Here is a 21,432-nt window from a genome sequence, read left to right as displayed (position 1 = left end):
GCGCAGGGCCGATCAGCGTACGGGTGGTGCGTACTGGATACCGCCAGCGTTCCACAGAGCGTTCTGGCCACGGTCGATCTTCAGCGGGGTGTTCGCGCCCAGGTTGCGCTCGAACATTTCACCGTAGTTGCCAACCTGCTTGACGATCTGTACCACCCAGTCCTTCGGCAGTTTCAGGTCCTTGCCGTATTCGCCATCGGCGCCCAGCAGACGGGCCACGTCGGGGTTCTTGGTCGACTTGGCTTCGGCTTCGACGTTCTTCGAGGTCACGCCCGCTTCTTCGGCGTTGAGCTGAGCGAACAGGGTCCACTTGACGATTGCCAGCCAGTCTTCGTCGCCACGGCGTACCACTGGGCCCAGAGGCTCCTTGGAAATGGTTTCCGGCAGCACGATGTAGTCGTTCGGTGCGGCCAGCTTGCTGCGCTGGGCGAACAGCTGCGACTTGTCGGAGGTCAGTACGTCGCAACGGCCGCCTTCCAGGGACTTGGCGCTTTCGTCAGAAGTGTCGAATGTGATCGGGGTGTACTTCAGGCCATTGCCGCGGAAGTAGTCGGACACGTTCAGTTCGGTGGTGGTACCGGCCTGGATGCAGATGGTTGCACCGTCCAGTTCCTTGGCGCTCTTCACGCCCAGCTTGTTGTTCACCAGGAAGCCGATGCCGTCGTAGTAGGTCACGCCGGCGAAGACCATGCCCATACCCGCATCGCGGGAGCTGGTCCAGGTGGTGTTGCGCGACAGGATGTCGATTTCACCGGACTGCAGCGCGGTGAAACGCTCCTTGGCGTTGAGCTGGCTGAACTTGACCTTGGTGGCGTCGCCGAACACAGCGGCGGCGACGGCGCGGCAGACGTCGGCGTCGATACCGACGATCTTGCCCGAAGCATCAGGAACGGAGAAACCCGGCAGGCCGTCGGAGACGCCGCACTGTACGAAACCTTTCTTCTGGATGGCGTCCAGAGTGGCACCCGCCTGAGCGAAGCTGCTCACGCCCAGGACGGTCGCAGCGGTCAGTACAGCCAGGGTGGATTTCAACATCTTCATTCAAAACCTCCAGTTGCTCTTGTTGTGTCCGAGCTTGAATTGCGCTGCACCTAAATGAGGCGGTATCGACCCGTGTCGGCTAGTTGTTGGGTCAAGCATCAATCGCAATACAAGTGATGAACCCGACTGGCCAGATGGCGCGACCGGGATATGCAACGCTTGCCCCCGCTCCCCGCAAGGTCCGACGCAGTGGCCTGCGGCGTCTTTCGCGATCATCGACCGATTCTGCTACAACCCTGATGGACTGCTCTGCGTCAGTTCCGAAGGGCTCTATAGTGTTACCGCCGATGAGGATGCTGGTATTACGCCAGTTACATAGCAAGCCTCGTACCAGAGTGAATCCGGAAAGCGTTTAAGTGCGCGTCAATAGAAAAACTTGTAGCCTTGCGACATCTTCTTCAGAGATCGCACCATCGCGCCCCGTTGCGCTGCACTCAAACGGAGCGGGCGCCCCACAACGGAGCAACCATGACTGACCCCTTGATCATCGAACCGAACCACACCGCCAACGCCTGTGTCATCTGGCTGCACGGCCTGGGCGCGGACAGGTACGACTTCCTGCCGGTGGCAGAAGCCTTGCAGCAACGCCTGCACAGCACACGCTTCGTACTGCCCCAGGCGCCAACCCGCGCGGTCACCATCAATGGCGGCTACGCCATGCCCAGCTGGTACAACATCATCGCCATGAATCCGGCACGGGCGATCGACCAAGGTCAGTTGGAGGCGTCTGCGCAGATGCTTTGCGGCCTGATCGAGGAACAGCAGGCCAGCGGGATCGCGCCGGAGCGAATCTTCATCGCCGGGTTTTCCCAAGGTGGCGCGGTGGTCCTGCATACGGCCTACATCACCTGGACAGGACCGTTGGGCGGGGTGCTGGCGCTGTCGACCTATGCGCCGACCTTCGACGAAAAAGTCGAACTGGCCGCGAGCCAGCAGCGCACCCCGGCACTCTGCCTGCATGGGCAGAACGACGAGGTGGTGATCAATGCCATGGGTCGCAGTGCCTATGAATACCTCAAAGGCTGGGGCGTGGACGCAGCGTGGCGGGAATACCCCATGGGTCACCAAGTGTTACCGCAAGAGATCGCCGATATCGGCGACTGGTTGGCGCAGCGGTTGCACTGACCCCAGGCAGGCCATTCACGGCCAATGACCGCTTCTACACATCCCCCGTAGGAGCGGTCATTGGCCGCGAACCAGACGCCTCAGTCTATCTGCCATACCGCGGCACAGCCTTCGCGCGCCGAAGGGTCGCCGCGCGCGCCGTTCCCACATCCAGCACTCTTCTACCGTCGTGCGCGATTCTTGCATTACACTGCCTGACGCACATTCCTTAACCAATCGATGAGAAGCCCGTGCTCAAAGCACTCAAGAAGATGTTTGGCAAGAGCGACGCACAGCCGCTTGCTGCCGACACTGGCGCCACCCGCGCGCTACCCGTCGACACTGAAGAATCGACCCCGCCGACCACTGCGGCGGTTGCACCGGCCGCCAGCCCTGAACCGGCAGCAGCCGCTGCACCCATCATCGTCGAAACGCCCCGCCGCCCTCGCCCGCCCAAGCCTGTGGCACCGGCCTGGAACCGCGCCGACTTTCAGGTCGCCCCGCAGGAAGGCAAGACCCGCTTCCACGACTTCGCGCTCACCGACGAGCTGATGCACGCCATCCACGACCTCGGTTTCCCCTATTGCACGCCGATCCAGGCGCAGGTGTTGGGTTACACCCTCAAGGGCCGCGACGCCATCGGCCGTGCCCAGACGGGCACCGGCAAGACCGCCGCTTTCCTCGTGTCGATCATCTCCCAGTTGCAGCAGACGCCTCCGCCCAAGGAACGCTTCATGGGCGAGCCGCGCGCGCTGATCATCGCGCCCACCCGCGAGCTGGTGGTGCAGATCGCCAAGGATGCCGCAGGCCTGACCAAGTACACCGGCCTGAACGTAATGACCTTCGTCGGCGGCATGGACTTCGACAAGCAGCTCAAGCAGCTCGAAGCCCGTCACTGCGATATCCTGGTCGCCACCCCCGGTCGCCTGCTGGACTTCAACCAGCGCGGCGAAGTACACCTGGACATGGTCGAAGTGATGGTGCTCGATGAAGCCGACCGCATGCTCGACATGGGCTTCATCCCCCAGGTGCGTCAGATCATTCGCCAGACCCCGCCCAAGCAGGAGCGCCAGACCCTGCTGTTCTCGGCCACCTTCACCGAAGACGTGATGAACCTGGCCCAGCAGTGGACCACCGACCCAGCCATCGTCGAGATCGAACCTGAGAACGTCGCCAGCGAAACCGTCGAGCAACACGTATACGCCGTCGCCGGCAGCGACAAGTACACGCTGCTGTACAACCTGGTCACCGGTAACGATTGGGAGCGCGTGATCGTGTTTGCCAACCGCAAGGACGAAGTGCGCCGCATCGAAGAGCGCCTGGTGCGCGACGGCGTGAATGCCGCGCAGCTCTCCGGCGATGTGCCACAGCACAAGCGCATCAAGACGCTGGAGGGGTTTCGCGAGGGCAAGATCCGCGTGCTGGTGGCCACCGATGTGGCAGGCCGTGGCATCCATATCGATGGCATCAGCCATGTGATCAATTTCACCCTGCCCGAAGTGCCGGATGACTACGTTCACCGCATCGGTCGTACGGGGCGGGCCGGCACCAGTGGCGTGTCGATCAGCTTCGCAGGCGAAGACGACTCCTACCAACTGCCTTCGATCGAAGCGCTGCTGGGCCGCAAGATCAACTTCGAAATGCCATCAGCCGAGCTGCTCAAACCAGTAGTGCGCAAGCACAGCTAATCCTTGTAGGAGCGGTCCGTGGCCGCGAAGGCCTCATCGCGCCGTCCTTTTGTGGGAGCGGGCTCTGCCCGCGAAGGCCTCATCGCGGTACACCTGCTCCACAGCGCCGATCTCTTGTGGGAGCGGGCTCTGCCCGCGAAAAGGCCGCCGCCGACCTTCAGATCACTCCCAGCGTTGGGCCGCCTGCTCGTCGCTTTCTCGCCCCTGCACCCAGCGCGGGCCATCCTCGGTGTTCTCCTTTTTCCAGAACGGCGCGCGGGTTTTGAGATAGTCCATGACGAAATCACAGGCCTGAAACGCCGCCTGACGATGGGCGCTGGCCACACCGACGAACACGATCGGCTCACCCGGTTCCAGCGCACCGACACGGTGCAGGATCTCCAGTTTCAGCAACGGCCAGCGCTGCGCCGCCTCGACAACGATCTTCTCCAGAGCCTTTTCCGTCATCCCAGGGTAGTGCTCCAGCAACATCCCGCGCACTTCGAGCCCGTCATTGAAATCGCGCACGTAGCCAACGAAACCAACCACGGCGCCCACCCCGGTATTGGTCTGATGCAAAGCGTTGAGCTCGGCACCGGGGTCGAAAGGTTCGTGCTGCACGCGAACGCCCATGCTCAGCCTCCGGTAACGGTTGGAAAGAATGCCACTTCATCGCCGTCGAGCAGCGGCTCGTTCAACCCACACATCTCCTGGTTGCGGGCGCACATCAGGCCCTTTTCACCGAGCACTTCGCGATCGCCGCGCAGGATGAGGAATTCACGCAGCGTCTCGACATTGGCGAACTCACCCTCTACCACTTCCTCACCCACCCCCAGCAATTCGCGATAGCGGGCGAAATACAGCACCTTGCAGTTCATGATGCATCCGCCTGGAAATGACCGCTCTTGCCGCCCAGCTTCTCCAGCAGGCGCACCGTTTCAATGACCATGCCGCGATCCACCGCCTTGCACATGTCGTAAACCGTCAGCGCAGCCACGCTGGCCGCCGTCAGGGCTTCCATTTCCACGCCGGTCTGGCCGGCCAGCTTGCAGCGGGCGTGGATCAAGACGCTGTCCTCGCCATCGGCTGCCAGCTCGACCTTGACGCCGGTCAGCATCAGCGGGTGACACAGAGGAATCAGATCGCTGGTCTTTTTCGCCGCCTGGATGCCAGCAATGCGCGCTACCGCGAAGACATCGCCTTTGGGGTGCTCACCGTCGACGATCATGCGCAGGGTCTGCGGCAGCATGCGAATGCGCGCCTGGGCCACGGCCTCGCGAAAGGTCACCGCCTTGTCGGTCACGTCGACCATATGGGCGCGGCCTTGAGAATCGAGATGAGTCAGCACGGAAAGACAGCTCCTGGATATAAACCTGAGTATGAAGGGCTCGAGTGTAAACCCGATGCCTGTTTCCTGCACAAGGCCAGGCGCCCCTCCTCGGAAAATTCGCAGATTCTTTGGGATTTGGATGACTTTGCGCAGCCATCGAGCCTTCGATAATCGTCTCGCCTGCCGTGATCCACGCGCCCCCCCCAGTGTGGACCGCCGCAGGCGCCCCATCACCCAAAGGAGAAACCCCCTGATGAAATCTCGCTTGCTCGCATTGCCCCTGGCCCTGCTGATGACCGGCTCGGCCTGGGCCGACCAGCGTATCGATCACACCTTGACCGTCACCGCCACCATCCCAACCGACAAGTTCTTCGTTGAACCGTTGGGCGGCAACTGGATGAACGACCCGCAGAACATGAGCTTCAAGCCAGTGGACGGGACCCTGGAGCCGATCCGCAAGCAGCTCTCGGTCAAAAGCAGCAGTGGCGCCATCAAAGCCAAGCTGCTCAACTCGCCAGCGATGACCAGCGGTGCCAACACGATCGCGCTGAACGTCAAGATCGGCAGCCAGGTGCTCAGCACCAAATCGGAAATCGTGACCACTGCCGCCGACGCCGCTGCCGGTAGCGTGGTCGACTTCCTGGTCACCGCAGGCGCCAAGCCCACGACCGGCTATGTACCGGGTAACTATCAGGGCTTGGTCAACCTCGTGTTCGAAACTCCAGATCCAAAGTGATCGCGCTTCCGCTTCTGAGCTGAACCCTGCCTCCCGGCGGCGCGCCTGTGCGCTCGACCGGGCGGCATTTGCCTGTGTGATACCCATGACGAGAACCGCCACATCGGTCTTCAGAGAACGTTTGGCGGCGGGCATGCTGTGCCTGGCGACGTTGCCGGCCACGGCATCCGCCGACACACCCGCTTCCTTTAACCCCTTGGGCGTGTTGAGCCAGGCCGAGGGCTTGCCGCGCGAATTCAACGACCACTTCTTCGACGTCCCTTTGGCGGTGCGCGTCGACCTGGATGGGCGCCTGCTGGGCGAAGCACTGGTCATGCTCAGCCGTGATGAAAAGGTCCAACTGATCGAATTCACCGGCAGCGAAGACAGCCAGGAACCCGACGCGCAACGGCAACGCTGGAGCGAGTACCTGAGCGACCCACAACCGCTGGGCAACTGCGCCCGAGACTGCACCAATGACTTGCTGGCGCTGCATTACAGCCTGAGCAATTCACAGCTTTCCATTCTGACCCGTACCGTCGAGCGTCTTAGCGAAGAGGAGCGCTACCACGCGCTTCCCGCGCAAGGCAGTCACGGCGTCATTCTGCGCAACCAACTGAACATCTCCGGCAATGAAGCCGACCAGACCGGCCGCTATGCATTGCAAGCCCAAGGCAGCGTCGGCCAATGGACCACCCTGGGGCAGCTTCAGGTGGACCGCTCCAGCGACACCCAACAGCGCACCCGGCACCGCGTCGACCAACTGTACGCCGAGCGCCTGGAGCAGGGTCATTTCTACCGCCTGGGCTACTTCATGCCCGATGCCCAGGGGCTGATGCGCCAGCCGCGCCTGCTCGGCGACAGCCCGGACACGGCGCTGGGCATCATGTATGGCAGCAGCGACAGCCTGGCGGTAAACAGCGCCAATCCCAGCGCCACGCCGATCTACGTCACGCCGAACCGGCCCGGCGTGGTGGAGATCTATCGCAACGGTGCGCTGATCAATAGCCAACCGGTTCAACCGGGCTTGCAGGCAATCGACACCAAGGTGCTGCCCGGCGGCATCTATGACGTGGAAGTACGCTTGATCGAAGATGGTCAGGTCACCGCCAGCACGGAGGAATTCATCTACAAGCCGTCCAACTGGAGCAATCCCGACGAGTCTTGGCGCTACAACCTGTACATGGGCCAACGCACCACCTGGCTGTCCAACTGGGAAGATGATGACGATACCAGCATGACCGCCGGGGCGTTGTTCAACTACCTAGCCCACTCGCGACTGGTACTTGGCGGCTCGCTGCAGCACGTCAGGGGCTTCAACCAGTATGGCGTTTCCGCCGACTGGGACGCGCTGGACACCCTCAAACTGTACGCCAACGTGTTCCAGACCGACGAGCACGGCCATGGCTACGACCTGCAAGCATTGTGGAACTACCCAGCCGGCAACCTGGTGCTCAGCCGCAGCCAGACCTGGCAGCAATACCCGCGCCTGCGCGGCGAGCTTGTGCGCGCACCGGGCCAGGAAGTCACGCAGACATCGCTGTCGTGGCTGCACCGTCTGGACCGCCGCATCAGTACCACCAGCCGCGTTTCGCAAACCAATGGCCTGTATGGCGGCACCTCGGTGGACCTGGGTCTGACCTACCATGGCAGCTTGCTCGGCTCGCTGGCCAACTGGCGCACCTCGGTATTCGATCGACCGGGCAACCCTGGCACCGACAACCAGCGCAACCGTGGCATCAACTTCACATTGAGCATGAGCCTGGGCGACGACGGCCGGCGCTTGTCCGGCACGCTTGGCTCGCGCACCGCGCGCGATGGCACCCGCGACCAGAACCTGTCGCTGACCTATCAGCAAGCGCTGGACCACCACACCTTGCGCAACGTTTCCACCACCCTGAGCGCCGACCGCTACGGCGCCGGGCTGGCAGGCAACGTGCAATTCCAGAACCGCGCGGTGTATGGCGACGTACATATGCAGAACTCGTCCTACGACAACACCCTCAGCGGCGGGCTGAACCTGGAAAGCACCGTGGCCGTGGGTGGCGGCAAAGCGGCCATGAGCGGTGATGTGCAAGCCTACGACGCCAGCATGATCGTCGATGTGATTTCCGACCTGGACGACCTCACCCTGCGCGCCGACAACCTGCAAGGCCCCAGCGCCCAGCTCAAACCGGGCCGCAACGTGATTCCGGTCAATGCCTATCGTCCAGGCCAGGTGCAGTTCGACTTCCAGGGCCTGGACGCGCACGCGGCGGTGATTCAGCCCGCCGGGTTCAGTTACCACCTCAATCGAGGCGGGGTCGATTATCACCAGGTGCGCATCATGCGTACGGTCACCGTGCTGGGGCGCCTGCTGGACGTGCGCGGCGCACCGATCAAGGGAGCGCTGGTGATCAACCATGCCAGTCGCAGCCTGACCGAGCCCGACGGATTCTTTGCCGTGGAAATGAGCGAGTCCACGCCTACTCTGGAGGTCCGCCAGCGTGGCGGCAGGCTGTGCTTCATCAAGCTGGATGAGCGCCATGCACGCCGCGAAAACGAAGTGCTGTTGGTCGGTGACCAGCAGTGCAGCCCCGACACGCTGGCAGGCGCCGGCCTCAACCGTGAAGGAGACGCCGGATGAGGCGCCTGATCCTGTTCGCAAACCCTGTGCTGGCCGCGCTGTGTCTGGCCGTGCTGTTTCTGGCCAGCAACGTCGCCCGTGGTTCGGAGGCGGTGATTACCGCAGAGCTCAGAAATGGGGTTTTTATCAACACGACCCCCAGGGCACATTTCTGCAGTGTTTTCGCTTCAGGCAGCTTTTGCTGGAATACCTGGTCCGTCAACCTGCCGCTCAGCTACTACAAATCCATCAACCTGGAGACCACCAACGAGCGAGAAATGATCTATGTACGGGCGCCGAGGGTGATGACACTCCAATTGACCAACCAGGCCACTCATGAGACCGCCCAGGCCACTCTGCGCCCTCAGTACATCAGCCAACGCGCAAGCCATGCCACTCATCGGGTGATGAGCTATGCCGTCGCCGGTGTCAACGGCTGCCAGAGCCTGGGCGCCCATTACAACGGCAGCGACCATACTCGCCATTTGTGGACCATACCTGCAGGCGCCTGCTACAGCCCACCAACTGCCGTTGCGGCGGTCGAGCAGTCTTATGTCAGGGAACTGGGCATGACCTTCTTTCCCGAGTTTCCCAAACCCGAAACCCTGAGCCCCGGCCTCTGGGAAGGCGTGGTCACCCAGCGCGTCGGGCCGGGGGCCGAGTTCGATTTCGGCGAGACATACGGCAACAGCGCAGACTCCATTGCCGTGCGCGTACAACTGACGGTCAAACACGACATCCGCGTGGACATGCCGGCAGCCGGTACCGAAGTGGCCCTGGTCCCACCCAGAGGCTGGTACGACTACAACAATCACAAAGTAGTGCCCGAGCGCTTGTTCAAGGATCTGCCATTGCGGGTATGGGCGGGCAGTACCTTCTCCGTCTATCTGGAGTGCCAATACCCCAATACACCGCGCTGTCGCATCATCGCGCCGGTGGGTGGAGCAGTTGGCTCCCATGCCGTGGAGGTCGATGTGACGCTCAGCTTGCCGGGGCCATTCACCAGCAGCGGTCAACCCGTTGACCACCTCGTACTGCAATCGCGCGTCGCCAACGCCAAGCTGATTACGCCTTCTGGCACTGCTGCCAACCAGCCCGGCACCCTGCACCTGAACATCGGCAAAGCCGCAGTCAGCCGAATGCTCTACTACCCCGGTGCCCAATACCGCGGAAACATCACCGTCGTTTTCGACGCCAACCCATGAGGGTCCATCATGAAATACCTTATCTACCTACTGTCCTTGATGATCCTTCCAGCCCAGGCTGCGCCCGAGCTGAACATAGGCGCGCTGTATGAATACCTCGACGGCGGTCGCAGCACCGCCCTCAAACGTATCTACAACGGCGGTGACAGCACCGCCTTCGTCAAGGTCATGGTCGCCGAACTGGTGTATGCGGCCGACGGTACCGTCACCGAAGTCGCCATGGACGGTCAGCCCTCGGACCAACGCAGCCTGGTGGCGAGCCCGGCGCGGCTGATCGTTCCGGCCAATGGCATGCAGCAGGTGCGTTTGCTGTTCCGCGGCGAGCGCAACAAGGAACGCTATTACCGCTTGCGTTTCATACCCGTACTGCCGGAGGTCAACGATGGCTTCGGGCTGACATCCGAGGAAGCCGAACAGTACGACGCATCGCTCAAGGCCGGCGTGAACATCCTGGCGGGGTACGGCGCAGTGGTGTTCGTCAGGCCTGCGCAACCCCAGTACGCCACCGAGGTGGTGCACGAGCCCAAACGCTTCGTCATTCCGAACAAGGGTAACTCGACGATCGTGCTCGACCACTTCAACGACTGTGATCTGAACGGCAACGACTGCGCGCCGCCCACCAAACACCATGTGCGGCCGACCAAAAGCCTTGAGTTCGAGCGCAAGCCCGGTCGCAATTATCGCTTCGTACTGGAAGAAGGCACGCAGCAGCGGTCGTTCGATTTCAACGGCTGACCGGCCATCCAGCGGTGTGCGCGAAGCCTGTTCGCGCCCACCGGGCAGTGGTCAGATCAGAGATGGGATTCGGCATACTCGGCCAGAATCGACCGCGGTACGCCTTGCAGCGTGATGTGCACGCCCTGCGGGAAATCCTTGAAACGCTCCGTCAGGTAGGTCAGCCCCGAGCTGGGCGCCGACAGGTAGGGGGTGTCGATCTGCGCCAGGTTGCCCAGACAGATCACTTTGGAACCGGCGCCGGCACGGGTGATGATGGTTTTCATCTGGTGCGGCGTCAGGTTCTGGCACTCGTCGATCAGGATCAGGCTTTGCTGGAAACTGCGGCCTCGGATGTAGTTGAGGGATTTGAACTGCAACGGCACCTTGCTCAGGATGTAGTCGACGCTGCCGTGGGTGTTTTCATCCTCCATGTGCAGGGCTTCGAGGTTGTCGGTGATGGCGCCCAGCCAGGGCTCCATTTTTTCCGCTTCGGTACCGGGCAGGAAGCCGATCTCCTGGTCCAGCCCCTGCACGCTGCGGGTGGCGATGATGCGCCGGTAGCGCTTGGTCACCATGGTCTGCTCGATGGCGGCGGCCAGGGCCAGAATGGTCTTGCCCGAACCCGCCGCACCGGACAGGTTGACCAGATGGATGTCCGGGTCCAGCAGGGCGAACAGGGCCAGCGCCTGATAGATGTCGCGCGGCTTCAGACCCCAGGCTTCCTGGTGCAGCAAGGGCTCCTGATGCAGGTCCAGGATCATCAACTCGTCGTCCTTGATGCCCTTGATCCAGCCAACGAAACCCTGCTCGTCGATGATGAATTCGTTCATGTGCACTGACGGCAGCAGCTCGCTCAACTGCACGCGGTGCCAGGTGCGGCCGTGGTCCTGACGGGTCTCGACCTTGCTTACGCGGTCCCAGAACGATCCGGGCACGTTGTGATAGCCGCGAGAAAGCAGCGACACGTCGTCGACCAGCTGGTCGGTACTGTAGTCCTCGGCGGCAATGCCGCAGGCGCGCGCCTTGAGACGCATGTTGATGTCTTTGGTGACCAGAATCACGCTCAGGTCGGGGTTGCGTGTGTGCAGGTCGATCAGCTGGTTGATGATGATGTTGTCGTTGAGGTTCTGCGGCAGCAGGTTCGAAGGTTCGGGACGCTTGTCCATCAGGATGGACAGGAAGCCTTTGGTGCTGCCATTGACGCGCATGATCGGCACGCCGGACTCGACCACTGAAGGCGAGGCATCGCCCAGGGTCTTGTCGATCAGACGGATGGCCTGCCGACACTCGGCAGCGACGGTCTGCTTGCCATCCTTGAGTTTGTCCAGTTCCTCCAGGACGGTCATGGGAATGGCGACGTGGTGTTCTTCGAAATTCAGCAGGGCGTTTGGATCGTGGATCAGTACGTTGGTATCGAGCACATAAAGGATTGGCTGATCGGAAGAGGTGCTGCGTCCTTGTTCATCCATACTCGGTCACCTTTTTGGGAGCCTGACAACGCAATACCTGGACGGTGCTGCGCCGCGAAAAGGCCGCCGGATTCCCACATCAAGGAGCAGGACCTGCGCACAGGTGGAGTGTCTCTGGAAGACGCCACCTGTGATGCAGGGTTCGGCGGTCTGTCTTCGTAATACCGCAAAACCCATGAAGGAAAAAAGCACTTTACGGTTTTTTGAAGTTTATTTTTCCGTAGTGCGAATAACGCTTGGCGGCTGCAACGCACGCCGTTAGAGTCCGAAGTTGACCCGCCCGTCATCAGACCGGCAAATTTCGCAAAAAACCTGCCAAAGCCCCGTAAAACCTGACATTTAACGCTTTTGTTCACTGAACGTCGGCGCAGGCTTGCCATTGGATGTCGGTCTGGGCGGTTTCGCGCATCAGCCAGGGCACCGCAGTCTGAGCCTTGGCCAGGCTGTCATGAAACACCACGATCCCCCGTCGCCACAGCAGCATCAGGCTGAGCGTGCGCTCGCCGGCCTGCTGAGCGGTCAGGCGGCTGTCGTCGTCCATCGAATCGATGTTCCACAGCGCCACTTTCAGACCCGCGCCAGCGAAGAACCCACCGCTGTCGGCGCGGCGCTGACCGTACGGCGGGCGGAACCAGGCCACGTAGCTGTCGGGCAGATCGCTCTGCAGCAGAGCGATGCTGCGCAGTATCGAGTCCTGCCATTTGTCCCATTGTCCATGGGAAACGTACTGCCAGCCCAGGGTCGCCACGCACTGCCCGGCATACAGCGCCTGCAATTGGGCCACCGAGGTCTTGTCGGCGCGCGCCTGCAGGCTCTGGCCTGGGACGAAGAACGTAGCGCTCAGATCCTGCGCACGCAGGTAGCCGGTCAGCGCATCGGTGGCGCCATCGACCGGGCTGGGGCCGCCGTCGAAGGTCAGCAGGAAGGTGCGGTCGGCAAAGCCATTGCCATCGAATTCCTGTTCCGACACCAGTTGCACTTCACTGGTGGTCTGCGGCGATACGGCGGCCAGGCGCAACAATTCGTTGAGATAGGCCTCGCTGAACACCTGGCCCGGCACGGCAAACCCGGAATAGAAGGACTCGGGCGCGATACCCAGATCGGCCGCCTGGGTGCGCAGATCGCTTTCGCTGTCGATGGCATAGCAGAACGAGGCGTCCTGCTCGCAGCTTTGCTGCGCCAGATCGAAATTGGCCCAAAGCCGCTGCCAGAGTCGCTGGCGCAAGTCGTCGATCGCCAGCAGGTTGATCTGGCGCAGGCCCAGACGTGCGGTCAGCTGTGCTTCGTCCTGGCTTTCACTGGCCAGCAACGAACGGGCGAACAGCAATATCTGCGCGCGCGAGGCGACATCGAACAGCACCGGCGACTCGATGCGCTCGGGCCAGTGACTGCGTTCCAGGGTCGCCACCGGCGGCGCGGCGACGGCGCTTGAAGCGGCGCAGACAAGAGTGGCCAGCATCCATGATACCCAACGCAACGGCGATCTCCTCGGTGACGGGGTGCGCGGGCACTATACCGCTGTCATGGCGCGGCGCGTAGCTTGGTGGCGTACGAGGCCTTCCCCCACCTCGTTTCTGTGATTACAGTAGGCAATCAACGGCGGTTCAGGAATCACCCTATGCTTCGCTTGGCCCTCGCCGTGCTGATGCTGGCCACGCCAATGGCGTTCGCCGCCGGCAAGGTCAGCATCTTCAACTGGCCCGATTACATGGCCCCCGACACCCTGTCCAACTTCAAGCGCCAGACCGGCATCGACACCCAGTATGCCGTTTTCGACAGCAACGAAACCCTGGAAAAACGCCTGCGCGAATCACCCGCAAAGTACGACGTGATCTTTCCGTCCAACCACTTCATGAATCGGCATATCAGCGCCGGCAATCTCAAGCCACTGGACCGCAGCCGTCTACCCAACTGGAAGTACCTGAACCCTGTCCTGCTGCGCGCCCTGGAGATCAACGACCCCGGCAATCGTTACGGCTTCCCCTACCTGTGGGGGTTCAGCGGCATCGGCTACAATGTGCAGCAGGTCAAGGCCGCTCTCGGCGACGATGCGCCGGTGGATTCCTGGGATCTGGTGTTCAAGCCGGAAAACATCGCGCGCTTGAAGAAGTGCGGAGTCGCCTTCCTCGACATCGGCCCCGAATTGTTGCCCATGGCCCTCAACTATCTGGGACTGCCCTCGCACAGCCAGAATCCGGCCGACTACGACAAGGCGCGCGCGCTGCTGCTGAGCATCAAGCCCTACGTACGCTATTTCGATTCGGTGGAGTACAGCCATCAATTGGCCGAAGGCAAGCTGTGCGCCGTGGTCGGCTTTTCCGGCGATATCCTGCAGGCGCAGACCCAGGCCAGGCAGGCCGGCCAAGGCGTCGAGATCGAGTTCACCTTGCCGCGGGAGGGCTCGACCATGTGGTTCGACATGGTCGCCATCCCCACCGACGCTCCGGACGAAGACGCGGCGTACACCTTCCTCAACTACCTGCTGGACCCCAAGGTCATGGCCAACATCACCAACAGCGTGCACTACGCCAATGGCAACGAAGGCGCCGATGAATGGGTCGACCCTGCGATCAAGGGCGATCTGCGGATCTACCCCAGCGCCGAGGTGATGAGCAAGCTGTTCCTGCTACAGCCCATGCCGGCCGACATCGAACAGCTGCGCACCCGAATCTGGAACCAGATCCGTCACTGAGGCCCTGGCTTGGATCAGTGATGCTCGCGAGTGGCGCGGAATTTCACGTCCGGCCAGCGTTCTTCCATCAGCGCCAGATTGACTCGCGTCGGCGCAAGGTAGGTCAGGTGCCCACCGCCGTCCAGGGCCAGGTTCTCAGCGGCCTTGTTGCTGAATTCCTCGAGTTTCTTCTTGTCGGCACACTCGATCCAGCGAGCGGACCAAACGGTGATCGGCTCGTAGGCGCATTCCACCTTGTATTCCTCTTTCAGGCGGCTGGCGACCACGTCGAACTGCAGCACGCCGACCGCGCCGAGAATGATGTCGTTGCTGCGCTCGGGGAAGAACACCTGGGTGGCACCTTCCTCGGCCAACTGCTGCAGCCCCTGGCGCAACTGCTTGGACTTGAGCGGATCCTTGAGCCGCACCCGGCGGAACAGCTCCGGGGCGAAGTGCGGGATACCGGTGAAGCCCAGGCTTTCACCCTCGCTGAAGGTGTCGCCGATCTGGATGGTGCCGTGGTTGTGCAGGCCGATGATGTCGCCGGCGAACGCTTCTTCGAGCTGCTCGCGCTCGGAGGAGAAGAACGTCAGGGCATCGCCGATGCGCAGGTCCTTGCCGGTGCGCACGTGGCGCATCTTCATCCCCTTCTCGTAGCGGCCCGAACAGATGCGCATGAAGGCGATACGGTCGCGGTGCTTGGGGTCCATGTTCGCCTGGATCTTGAACACGAAGCCGGAGAATTTCTCTTCCACCGGTTCCACGGTCCGCTCATTCGCCACCCGCGGCAGGGGACGCGGTGCCCAGTCCACGACGGCATCGAGCACATGGTCGACGCCGAAGTTGCCCAGCGCCGTACCGAAGAACACCGGCGTCAGCTGGCCGGTCAGGAACTCGTCCTGGTTGAATTCGTGGCAAGCGCCCTGCACCAGTTCCAGCTGCTCGACGAAGCGGTCGTACTCGTCACCCAAGTGCGCACGGGCCTCGTCGGAGTCCAGCTTCTCGATGATCTTCACATCGGTACGCTCATGGCCATGGCCCGGCGTGTAAACGATGATGTAGTCACCCGCCAGGTGGTAGACACCCTTGAAGTCGCGGTAGCAGCCTATCGGCCAGGTGATCGGCGCGGCCTTGATCTTGAGCACCGCTTCGATCTCGTCGAGCAGCTCAATCGGATCGCGAATGTCGCGGTCCAGCTTGTTGATGAAGCTGACGATCGGCGTGTCGCGCAGGCGGCAGACATCCATCAGGGCAATGGTGCGCGGCTCGACGCCTTTACCGCCGTCGAGCACCATCAGCGCCGAGTCCACCGCCGTCAGGGTACGGTAGGTGTCTTCCGAGAAGTCTTCGTGACCAGGGGTGTCGAGCAGGTTGACCATGTGCTCGCGATAGGGGAACTGCATCACCGAGGTGGTGATGGAAATCCCGCGCTGCTTCTCCATTTCCATCCAGTCGGAGGTCGCATGACGGTCGGACTTGCGCGACTTGACCGTACCGGCCACGGCGATCGCCTTGCCCATCAGCAAGAGCTTTTCGGTGATGGTCGTCTTACCCGCATCCGGGTGGGAAATGATGGCAAAAGTGCGGCGTTTCGCGACTTCGGCGGCCTGTTGAGTCATGGGGGATCGCCTGGCGAGGGATAGAAAATGGGCGCGGATTATAGCCCAGTTCCAACGGTGGGGGCCACTGCGTGCGCCATGGCATTTACCCAGGCTCTGCCTTGGCCGTGCGATATCTACCACCGCGCAGCTGCGCACCCCAGGCAACGTGGTGCCCCCATCGCAGGGCTTGATTCCTTGAAGCCCGCAGCGGTGCCTCTTGCCCCCCCAGAGCTGCCAATGACGACCCTACCACTGCCCTGGTTTCACAGCCGCGCGCTGGAACAGCGCTTCCTGCGCCATCTGAACGCTGTATCCCACCCACTCCTGACGCCTGAAGCGGCGCAATGGCTGCGCCAGCTTGCCCAGCCCGAGCGCGATCACCAGGCACACGACGAAGTACGCGTGGATGGCTTGAGCGTGATCACCGCGCAAGGGCATGCCGTCGAATTGCCCTTGAGCATGATGATCAGTACGAGCCAGCAGCCATGGGTGGCGCATTACCACCCGATCAGCGGCTTGCAGCTGTTCGACGACCGACGCCACCTGAAGCGCTACCTGCTTGACCGTTTGACGGGCCCCGATGGCGATGTGGCGCTGAGCTACCTGCACACGCTGGAGGAAAATCGACAGCTGCACCTCGACGGGCTCGACGAGGTGCAGGTCACGCTCATGGAGGGTTCGGTGTTCGATACCCTGATGCTGGACATCCAGCATCGACTGAGCGAGCAGTTGCGCGGGTTGCGTCAGTTGTTGCTGGATCAGCCCATTCCCGATGAGCAGGTGACCCGCGGATCCGCCGCCGTCATGGCCAACCGGCTCGCCCACTACTGGCGCGAGGGAGCCGACCAGCCAGCGCTGCCTGCCGAACAGCTGACCCGCCAGTTGCGTACGCAACTGATCACCGAGCTTACCCGTTTGCAATGGGACGGCACGCTGCCTACCGGCGAGCATGATCGGCTCTGGGCCTGGCCTCAGGGCCAGGTACAGCCATCACCTCTTTCCTGCTTCATCCTGCAAGGATCGACTGCCGAGGGTCGCCAGCAGCCTTTGACAAACAGCCTGGTACTGACCGGTGACAGCACCGCGGCTGCGTACTTCTTCAACGCCGCAATGGGGCTGGTGCGTTACGCCGACCGTTCAGCACTCCTGGCAGCGCTCACCGATCTGGAGCAGCGTACTCGGTGGCTCTCCTGTGTGCCGGACGCACAACAACCAGCCTTCAAGGCACTGCCCATCACCGGCATCGAACTGGTACCCGAGCCTGGCTCCTCAGGCGGCTTGCACAGCTACACCCGACGCCTGCTTCAAGTACAGCACTCGGTGTTCTCGGACAGCTCGCCAGCTGCTGCCACGCGAGATATGCATACGCTCTGCGAGCAAGCCCTGGCCCTGCATCAGCGGCTGGCCCCAAGCCTGCAAAGGCTGGCCCCGCCCTTCGCCGCTGACCCACGCGACAGCCTGGTCAGCTTGATGCACCTCACCGGTGCGGCGCAAGATGACCTGCAGCAGCCGCAGCGCAGGGTGAGCGCGCTGACCGAACTGCACGTCCAGTACGCCAGCTACCTCGAACGCGGTCCCGACTTGCGCTGGGCCGCGCTTCAAGCCCTGGAGCTGCAACTGGCGAGCCTTCTGCCAAACGGACCACCCGCCCGCTCGCTGTACCTCATCGACCGCAATCGGTCCGCTGCGGCGACGCCTTGGGTCGATAGCCTCTGGACAAACGAGCCCCTTGCTGCTGGCACTAGCTGGCAGGTCGGTACGGTGGTAGCCGAAGGCTCACGTCAGGTGCTGCAGCAGATACCGAGCTTGCTGATCGAGCACATCACCGGGCAAGCACAGCGCAGCCTGTACCGCGAACTGAAAATCGCCTTGGGCCATCGTGAAGCCACTGGGCAGGCCTATCAACGTTCATTGCGGCGCTCGCTGTTCGGCGTCGAATGGGCACTGTTCAAGCGGAGTCGATCAGTCGCCTCGCCGCTGGTGGAAGCGTTGCTGCGCGGCGACCCGGTACAGGTGTGGCAGCACAAGACCGGTCACCCCGCGCACGCCAATGCCGACGCGCTGATGTTGAGCCAGTCCACTGATGCCAGCGGGGCCGTTGTGATCTGGTCGCGCGAGGTGGGCTTTCAACTGTTCGAGTCTCTCGAGGCCGCGCATCGCAACGCCACGCAATGGTCGCCACGGCCGGCCGAACTGAGCCCTGGGCTGAGCAACTGGACCGCCCTGCCGGGCGATGCACTGAACACCCTGAACAGCCTGGACAGCGAGGACCGGCAACGAACCGCGCTGCAAGCCTATGATCAACTGCGCAACCAGGACTGGCCCGCTGAATCCTTGCCCGACCTGCTACGCGAAGCCATGACCGTGGACAGCCTGCAGCAACAGCTGTATCGCCTCGAAGACATGGCCCGCGGCTTGGTGGCAAAGGCGGCCCTGCCCGTCTGGTTGCAGCAGGCGGCCGTCGACGATCAGCAGCACTACCTGCGCGCACTGGGGTTGAACCTGCTGGCCAGCCCGGCCGAAGACGACTATCTGTTTGGTGTTCCCGATATCGGCACTTACACACACGGCGTGCTGCAACGCCGGCTGAACCAGGACTTCACGCACGATCGTTTCAACCCCAAGGCGATCTTCATCACCACAGCCCGATACGTGCCGGCCCCGGTAGCGTCCGGAGAAATTCCGTCCGGCATTCCTGCAGCTTCGATCGTGCGACGGCAAACCTTGATCGAATACGCCTTGAACCACTACCGGGACTGGGACGCCGCCGTCACCCGCATCGAGCTGGGTGAAGGGCATGTGGCGCCCGCCGTGCTGGACGCCGACTACTGCCGCCGATTGGTACGAGAGGCCGATGTGGGCGCGCACTACCAGGCGCTGCTCAAGCAGACCTTCGACCCTACGGACCTCGATTACCCTCGCCGACTGACGCTGTACGCCCGCCAGCTCCCGGGGCAGTTGCTGGAATGCGCCTGGCGAACCCGGCTCCAGCAAGCCCTGCCCCTGCAGGCGGTCGAGCTGATCACTCGCGTGGCCTGCATGCCCGACCCCACTGTGCGACAGCCACTCAACGGCCAACCCGTGTTGTTGACCGCGCTGCAGTTGATTGCCAAGCCGGGAATGAAACCGGACACGGTGCCCGGTTGCTATCTGTTCAGGGCCGGTGAAGAGGGTCCGCTGGTGCTCTACTTGCCTTATGAAGCCCCGTACACCTTCCAAGCTTTCGACAGTGGCCCCGCCTTGCTCACGGCCCTCGCCGCCGATCCGACCCTGCAGACGCGACTGCTCGCGCGCATGCCGGAAACCCTGCGGTCGCGCTATGCCCATGGCGGCTTCCGCGAGCCGCATCTGGGCCGGACCGGGGACAACGACTTCAATCTGACGCAGAGCACCCGGACAGGCCCGGCATTGGCCTGCAACCCTATTGCCGGTAACGCGCTGCGCTACCTGTTCGTGGAGAACGGTCTGTATCTGCAAGCCCTTGCCGCCACGCAATGGGTCACCGCAGAACAGGTGCGCTGGCAAGCGTTGGTCAATGTGTTGAGCCTGGCTTGGGAGCAGCTGAGCATGTTCCTGCCCGGCAAGGTCGGGCTGGCCGTAGCCGCCTGGCAAACCGAGCTGGCGCTGCTGGACATCGCCCAGAACGTGCAACAAAACAGCTGGGGGCAAACCTTGGCGCAGTTGACCTGCGCCCTGGTGCAGGGGCTGGCGATCAGTCAGGGAATGGCGCAGCCTGCGCTTCAGGGCAGCGCGCGTGAGCACTTCTGGCAAACCGTGCACAGCGCTCCGGAGTACGGCCTTGCGCTCACGCGCTACGAGGCGCCCACCGAGACCCTGCGCTCATTGACGTTTCAGCCGCCAACGCGCACTTACCTGAACGCCGGCGACCAGACCCACTTCCTCAGCCTCAACGGCAAGGTCTATCGCACCCGTCAGGAGCAGGATCGATGGTACCTGGCCGGGCAGCCTGATGATGACCTTGGCCCCAGGGTGCTGCTGGACGCCGAGCAAACGTGGATCATCGATCCCGATCAGGACCTCGCCATCAGCGCAGGTGGAGTGCCCAGCAGCCTGGGCAGTCGCCTGGTCCGCTGGTCGCTGAGCCGTAACGAGATCATCATTCATGCCGTGGGCTGCCAGCAGATCCGCCGATTGCGTCCGCACCGTGCCGACATCCTCTACCGTGCCCATCGCGATGCCTTGGGTTATCTGGGCAATGCGCTGGTCAGCCTGCGAACAGCGCGGACCGTTGGCAGTGCAGACGCCCATACCTTGAAAGTGTTCAAGCACTTCTTCGGTGTCGCCCAGGTCACGGCCCTATTGATCGAACGCGTTCAGGAGGTGCTGGAGAAACTGGCCAGGGTCATGGCGTCGCGCGCCTACTCGCCGACGAGTTCGAAACGCTACGTCATGGCAAGCCGCCTGAGCGAGCAATCCTCGGTGGGTATTGCCTTCGTGTCTGTACAGGACCCACAGGGACAGGTATTTCTGATGGACGATTTCTTCGATTTCGAAACGGCTCGCCTGTTGCCCCTCAAACCGCCCTACACCCCAACGCAAACCGACGCCGTGAGCAAGGCGATGATCCTGCTGCATGAGTTCAGCCATATCGCCTGCGACACCCGGGACATCCGCTACATCGAAGCGGCGACGCCCTATACCGATCGCTTGCGCCCGGGCGTAAGACGAGCATGGCTGATGCGTCAGCACGACGTGTCGTTCTCCCATCTCACGCCTGCGCGCCAGTTGTTCGTCGTCCGCGATGGCGCTACCGGACAGGTGCGCGATATCCGCAACGAGGACCGCAAAGGGCGCGCTCTGATCCTGCGTCTGGCAGGCTCGCCCGATCTAGACGATGCACGTCGGCGGTTCCAGACCGACGCGGACATTCGCGCGCAGATTCTGTTGAAGAATGCCGATTCGGTGACGCTGTTGATCTATCGCCTGGGAAATCGCACAACCCCCTGACGCGGCTCGCGCCGCTGCTACACAGGCACCCCAATCCCCTGTGGAAGCGGGCTCTACCCGCGAAGGCAGCGCAATCCCCTGTAGGAGCGGGCTCTGCCCGCGAAGGCCGCACTGCGGTGACTCAGACAGGTCGCATGCAACGCCGACGCGGCTCGCGCCGTTGCTACAGGCACCGCAACCCCCTGTAGCAGCGGCGCAAGCCGCGTCAAATGCCCTGGACAACTCTCCCTCGAACGCCATCCCACGAAAGCTTTATGGTCATAAACGGTGGCCAAATGCTGCCTCACTGTGGGAACCTCTCGCGGCACGGAGACGTCCATTCCCTGATTCGCGCTGTCG

The 21,432-nt window shown here is 62.5% G+C and carries 15 protein-coding genes; 8 read left to right on the top strand and 7 right to left on the bottom strand.

The genetic code is table 11. The features are described 5' to 3' along the window. Window positions 1-12: 12 nt before the first annotated feature. Window positions 13-1,041: an amino acid ABC transporter substrate-binding protein gene (locus AC788_RS17405; protein WP_049861817.1), complete on the bottom strand. Its 1,029-nt coding sequence runs from the start codon at window positions 1,039-1,041 to the stop codon at window positions 13-15. 468 nt (window positions 1,042-1,509) lie between these two features. Between AC788_RS17405 and AC788_RS17400 the strand changes: the two genes are divergently transcribed. Both AC788_RS17400 and rhlB read left to right on the top strand, forming a co-directional pair. Beyond that, a complete protein-coding gene (locus tag AC788_RS17400) occupies window positions 1,510-2,166 on the top strand; it encodes an alpha/beta hydrolase (protein ID WP_049861816.1) in 657 nt (218 codons plus the stop codon). Between the two features lie 230 nt (window positions 2,167-2,396). Next, entirely contained in the window at window positions 2,397-3,833 is a 1,437-nt protein-coding gene (rhlB, locus tag AC788_RS17395) for an ATP-dependent RNA helicase RhlB (protein WP_049861815.1), read from the top strand. Window positions 3,834-3,995: 162 nt separating this feature from the next. On the opposite strand, the gene moaE is transcribed toward rhlB, so the two are convergent. Genes moaE through moaC form a run of 3 tightly spaced genes read right to left on the bottom strand, consistent with a single transcriptional unit; the run spans window position 3,996 to window position 5,160 of the window. After that, a complete protein-coding gene (moaE, locus tag AC788_RS17390; protein ID WP_049861814.1) occupies window positions 3,996-4,445 on the bottom strand; it encodes a molybdopterin synthase catalytic subunit MoaE in 450 nt (149 codons plus the stop codon). A gap of 2 nt (window positions 4,446-4,447) precedes the next feature. Next, window positions 4,448-4,690 (bottom strand): MoaD/ThiS family protein, encoded by a 243-nt coding sequence (locus AC788_RS17385; RefSeq protein ID WP_049861813.1) that lies wholly within the window; start codon window positions 4,688-4,690, stop codon window positions 4,448-4,450. Then, a complete protein-coding gene (gene moaC / locus AC788_RS17380; protein ID WP_049861812.1) occupies window positions 4,687-5,160 on the bottom strand; it encodes a cyclic pyranopterin monophosphate synthase MoaC in 474 nt (157 codons plus the stop codon). Before moaC ends, AC788_RS17385 begins: the two co-directional genes overlap by 4 nt. A 235-nt stretch (window positions 5,161-5,395) precedes the next feature. Here moaC and AC788_RS17375 point away from each other — a divergent pair, with 235 nt between their 5' ends. The 4 genes from AC788_RS17375 to AC788_RS17360 all read left to right on the top strand — a co-directional run bounded on the left by AC788_RS17375 (window position 5,396) and on the right by AC788_RS17360 (window position 10,402). Further along, the gene (locus tag AC788_RS17375) at window positions 5,396-5,878 is read left to right on the top strand and encodes a CS1 type fimbrial major subunit (RefSeq protein ID WP_049861811.1); all 483 of its coding nucleotides are present in this window, start codon (window positions 5,396-5,398) and stop codon (window positions 5,876-5,878) included. Window positions 5,879-5,963: 85 nt separating this feature from the next. Then, window positions 5,964-8,483, top strand: a complete 2,520-nt coding sequence (locus AC788_RS17370; protein WP_082223701.1) for a TcfC E-set like domain-containing protein — start codon at window positions 5,964-5,966, stop codon at window positions 8,481-8,483. Next, the gene (locus AC788_RS17365) at window positions 8,480-9,667 is read left to right on the top strand and encodes a hypothetical protein (protein WP_049861809.1); all 1,188 of its coding nucleotides are present in this window, start codon (window positions 8,480-8,482) and stop codon (window positions 9,665-9,667) included. Before AC788_RS17370 ends, AC788_RS17365 begins: the two co-directional genes overlap by 4 nt. A gap of 9 nt (window positions 9,668-9,676) precedes the next feature. Then, the gene (locus AC788_RS17360) at window positions 9,677-10,402 is read left to right on the top strand and encodes a pilus assembly protein (RefSeq protein ID WP_049861808.1); all 726 of its coding nucleotides are present in this window, start codon (window positions 9,677-9,679) and stop codon (window positions 10,400-10,402) included. Between the two features lie 56 nt (window positions 10,403-10,458). Here AC788_RS17360 and AC788_RS17355 read toward each other — a convergent pair whose 3' ends face one another. Continuing rightward, a complete protein-coding gene (locus tag AC788_RS17355) occupies window positions 10,459-11,853 on the bottom strand; it encodes a PhoH family protein (RefSeq protein WP_049861807.1) in 1,395 nt (464 codons plus the stop codon). Between the two features lie 352 nt (window positions 11,854-12,205). Next, complete coding sequence (locus AC788_RS17350) at window positions 12,206-13,312, bottom strand: polysaccharide deacetylase family protein (protein ID WP_049861806.1); 1,107 nt, start codon at window positions 13,310-13,312, stop codon at window positions 12,206-12,208. A gap of 159 nt (window positions 13,313-13,471) precedes the next feature. Between AC788_RS17350 and AC788_RS17345 the strand changes: the two genes are divergently transcribed. Further along, window positions 13,472-14,545 (top strand): polyamine ABC transporter substrate-binding protein, encoded by a 1,074-nt coding sequence (locus AC788_RS17345; RefSeq protein WP_049861805.1) that lies wholly within the window; start codon window positions 13,472-13,474, stop codon window positions 14,543-14,545. Window positions 14,546-14,559: 14 nt separating this feature from the next. Here AC788_RS17345 and AC788_RS17340 read toward each other — a convergent pair whose 3' ends face one another. Beyond that, window positions 14,560-16,143, bottom strand: coding sequence for a peptide chain release factor 3 (locus AC788_RS17340; RefSeq protein WP_049861804.1), 1,584 nt, complete (start codon window positions 16,141-16,143; stop codon window positions 14,560-14,562). Window positions 16,144-16,362: 219 nt separating this feature from the next. Between AC788_RS17340 and AC788_RS17335 the strand changes: the two genes are divergently transcribed. Continuing rightward, window positions 16,363-21,093 (top strand): dermonecrotic toxin domain-containing protein, encoded by a 4,731-nt coding sequence (locus tag AC788_RS17335; RefSeq protein ID WP_049861803.1) that lies wholly within the window; start codon window positions 16,363-16,365, stop codon window positions 21,091-21,093. Window positions 21,094-21,432 lie beyond the last annotated feature (339 nt).

Origin of the sequence: Pseudomonas sp. RIT-PI-a (genome assembly GCF_001187875.1) — a bacterium.
GTDB lineage: Bacteria > Pseudomonadota > Gammaproteobacteria > Pseudomonadales > Pseudomonadaceae > Aquipseudomonas > Aquipseudomonas coleopterorum.
The sequence above is the reverse complement of the archived record's forward strand: the minus strand, read 5'-3'. Positions and strand labels throughout refer to the sequence as shown.